Consider the following 4,274-nt stretch of genomic DNA (forward strand, 5'->3'; position numbering starts at 1 on the left):
TGACCATCCGGCCATGCGTGCGTTTCTTACCGAGGAGTTGGGCATCCCGTCCGACTATCGCATATTCGGTTGTGCAGCTTTGGGATATGCGCCTGCTGGTACGCCTGTCAAGGAACGTAAAATCAAGGAATATACAGTGACGATGATTCGCTGAAAGCACCGGTACTGACCATTGATTTTTCCCTAACTGGAGAATTATTTTTTCCCAGTTAGGGAAAAATTTTTTTCTAACTGGGCATTTTTCCTGACTCTGACTATTTGAATTTCTTCACACAACTAAGCCTTGCGATGATTGGCCTATGGAGACCAATATGGTTCCTTTATAGGAATTTATAGTTTAATCATCGGGACGGTTCCCATAAAAATACAGCTTTACAGGAATAGATTTTTGAGATGGAAAAAAGGATTATTATGTATTTTTGATAAAGAAACTGCGATAAAATTGACTTTATGTTCGTAAAAAAGCGTATCTTTGCACTGCAAATCTTAAAAAGTATAAGCTATTATGTGTGGAATCGTAGGCTATATAGGTCACAGAAAAGCCTACCCCATTCTTATCAAAGGACTGAAGCGGTTGGAGTATCGCGGGTATGATAGTGCTGGGGTAGCATTGATCAGTGACAGTTGTCAGTTGAATGTATACAAGACGAAAGGGAAAGTGGCAGACCTCGAAACTTTCGTCAGTCAAAAAGATATTTCCGGTACTATCGGTATTGCCCATACTCGTTGGGCCACTCACGGGGAACCTTGTTCCGCCAATGCTCATCCTCATTATTCCTCTTCCGGGCGCTTCGCCCTTATTCATAACGGTATTATTGAAAATTATGCAGTGCTGAAGGAAAAACTTCAGGCAAAAGGCTATCAGTTCAACAGCAGTACGGACACGGAAGTGCTGGTTCAGCTGATAGAGTATATACAGTCGGCCGACCACATCGACCTGCTCACTGCCGTACAGCTTGCCTTGAGGGAGGTGATAGGGGCGTACGCCATCGCCGTGATGGACCGCGACAATCCCGACGAAATCGTCGCAGCCCGCAAGAGCAGCCCGCTGGTAGTCGGGATTGGCGAAGGCGAATTTTTCCTGGCTTCCGATGCTACTCCTATCGTTGAGTATACTGACAAGGTGGTATATCTGGAGGATGAGGAGATCGCGGTGATCCGTCGCGACAGTCCGCTGAAGGTAGTCAATCTGAATAATGTAGAATGTCCGCACAAGGTACAGACGGTATCCATGAACTTAGGACAGCTGGAGAAAGGCGGTTATCCGCACTTCATGCTGAAAGAGATTTTCGAGCAGCCGGCCTGCATCAACGATTGTATGCGGGGCCGCGTCAACGTAGAAGGAAACAATGTGGTACTGTCTGCCGTTATAGACTATAAGGAACGTCTGCTGGCAGCCAAACGCTTCATTATCGTGGCGTGCGGTACGTCGTGGCATGCCGGGCTGATAGGCAAGCAACTGATAGAAACGTTTTGCCGTATTCCGGTTGAGGTGGAATATGCTTCAGAATTCCGTTATCGCGACCCGGTAATCAGTTCGGACGATGTGGTGATAGCCATTTCGCAGAGTGGTGAGACAGCCGATACGCTGGCTGCCGTAGAACTGGCCAAGAGCCGTGGAGCTTTCATATACGGCATCTGCAATGCCGTCGGTTCGAGCATTCCGCGGGCTACCGATACGGGGTCGTACATACACGTTGGTCCCGAAATCGGTGTGGCTTCTACCAAGGCCTTTACGGGGCAGGTGACGGTGCTTGCCATGCTGGCACTGACGTTGGGACGCGAGAAGGGGACGATAGACGAAGCCAAGTACGTGTCCGTAGTGCAAGAGTTGCAGCACATTCCGGAGAAGATGGAAGAGGTGCTGAAGCTGAACGACCGCATAGCCGAACTGTCCAAGATATTCACCTATGCGCATAACTTCATCTACCTGGGCCGCGGATATGCCTATCCGGTGGCACTGGAGGGTGCGCTGAAGCTGAAAGAAATATCCTACATACATGCCGAGGGTTATCCGGCTGCCGAGATGAAGCACGGTCCTATTGCCTTGATCGATGCCGAAATGCCGGTCGTTGTGGTGGCCACGCAGAACGGACTTTACGAAAAGGTACTGAGCAACATACAGGAGATAAAGGCACGCAAGGGCAGGGTAGTGGCACTCGTGACTAAGGGAGATAACATTATTAGCCGCGTGGCCGACACGGTGATCGAACTGCCTGCCGTCATGGAATGCCTCGACCCGCTGATAACGACTGTCCCCTTGCAGCTGCTGGCCTATCACATTGCTGTGTGCAAGGGCATGGATGTGGATCAGCCGAGAAACCTGGCAAAGTCGGTTACAGTAGAATAATAGAATAATCCGGATAATGATATGGAACAATTGAAACATGAATGCGGTGTGGCGATGATACGCCTTCTAAAGCCGCTCGATTATTACCAGAAGAAGTATGGCACGTGGATGTACGGGCTCAACAAGCTCTATCTGCTTATGGAAAAGCAACACAACCGCGGACAGGAAGGAGCCGGACTGGCCTGTGTCAAGCTGGCTGCCAATCCCGGCGAGGAATACATGTTCCGCGAGCGTGCTTTGGGTTCGGGTGCCATTACCGAAATCTTCTCGACGGTGCAGAGCCACTTCAAGGATCTGACTCCCGAACAGCTGGCCGATGCCGGTTATGCCGAGAAGTGCCTGCCGTTTGCCGGCGAAGTCTACATGGGGCATTTGCGCTATTCCACTACCGGCAAGTCGGGACTGACCTATGTGCACCCCTTCCTGCGCCGCAACAACTGGCGGGCCAAGAACCTGGCTCTTTGCGGCAACTTCAATCTGACCAACGTTGACGAAATATTTGCCCGCATCACGGCCATGGGGCAACATCCCCGCAAGTATGCCGATACGTATATCATGCTCGAACAGGTAGGCCATCGTCTGGACCGCGAGGTAGAACGTCTGTTCAACATGGCCGAAGCCGAAGGACTGACCGGCATGGATATTACGCATTATATCGAAGAGCATATCGACCTGGCCAATGTCCTGCGTACTTCGAGCAAGGACTGGGATGGCGGTTACGTGATGTGCGGTCTGACAGGCAGCGGCGAGAGCTTTGCCGTGCGCGATCCGTGGGGCATCCGTACAGCCTTCTGGTATCAGGACGAAGAGATAGCCGTACTGGCCAGCGAGCGTCCCGTGATACAGACCGTACTCAATGTTCCGGCCGACAGCATTCACGAACTTCAGCCCGGACAGGCCATTTTCATCAGCAAGGCAGGCCGCTTGCGTGCGGTGCAAATCAACAAGCAGCGCGGACTGAAGCCCTGTTCCTTCGAACGCATCTACTTCAGCCGTGGCAGCGATATGGATATTTATCGCGAGCGGAAACTGCTGGGCGAGAAACTGGTGCCCAGCATCCTGAAAGCTGTCAATTACGACATCGACCATACCGTCTTCTCCTTCATCCCCAATACAGCCGAGGTAGCTTTCTACGGAATGCTTCAGGGGCTGGACGAGTATCTGAACGAGGAGAAGGTGAAACAGATAGCCGCTTTGGGCCACAACCCCAGTCACGACGAACTGGAACGCATCCTGTCGCGCCGCATCCGTAGCGAGAAGGTAGCCATCAAGGACATCAAGCTGCGCACGTTCATCGCCGAAGGCAACACGCGCAACGACCTGGCGGCCCACGTTTACGACATTACTTACGGCAGTCTGGAGGCCGGGGTGGACAATCTTGTCATCATCGACGACTCCATCGTTCGCGGCACCACCTTGCGTCAGAGCATTATCGGCATTCTGGACCGTCTCAATCCGAAGAAGATTGTCATCGTCAGCTCCTCGCCACAGGTACGCTATCCCGACTATTATGGCATCGACATGTCGCGCATGAGCGAGTTCATCGCCTTCCGTGCTGCCATCGAGCTGTTGCGCGACCGCGACATGAAGGACGTCATCGCCGCCGTCTACCGCAAGTCAAAGGATCAGGCCGACCTGCCCAAGGAGCAGATGGTGAACTACGTGAAGAACATCTACGCTCCCTTCACCGACGACGAGATTTCGGCCAAGATGGTGGAACTGCTCAAGCCCGAGAATGTCCGTGCCAAGGTGCAAATCGTCTACCAGCCCCTTGAAGGACTTCACGAGGCCTGTCCCAACCATCCGGGCGACTGGTACTTCAGCGGCGACTATCCTACGCCGGGCGGTGTGAAGCTGCTCAACAAGGCGTTTATCGACTATATCGAGCAGGTGTACCAGTTCTAGCCTCACCCCCCGGCCCCCT

General features: G+C 52.4%; 2 protein-coding genes and 1 pseudogene. All 3 read left to right on the forward strand.

Annotated elements, in window-relative coordinates; translation table 11 throughout:
- Positions 1-154: pseudogene (locus QVP67_RS11970) on the forward strand (NAD(P)H nitroreductase); the annotation flags it as partial.
- Positions 155-505: 351 nt separating this feature from the next.
- Positions 506-2,350, forward strand: a complete 1,845-nt coding sequence (glmS, locus tag QVP67_RS11975; RefSeq protein ID WP_022163802.1) for a glutamine--fructose-6-phosphate transaminase (isomerizing) — start codon at positions 506-508, stop codon at positions 2,348-2,350.
- A gap of 21 nt (positions 2,351-2,371) precedes the next feature.
- Complete coding sequence (locus tag QVP67_RS11980; protein ID WP_022163803.1) at positions 2,372-4,255, forward strand: glutamine amidotransferase; 1,884 nt, start codon at positions 2,372-2,374, stop codon at positions 4,253-4,255.
- Positions 4,256-4,274 lie beyond the last annotated feature (19 nt).

Source organism: Bacteroides sp. CAG:633 (assembly GCF_000435115.1).
GTDB classification, from domain to species: Bacteria; Bacteroidota; Bacteroidia; order Bacteroidales; family Bacteroidaceae; genus Bacteroides; species Bacteroides ndongoniae.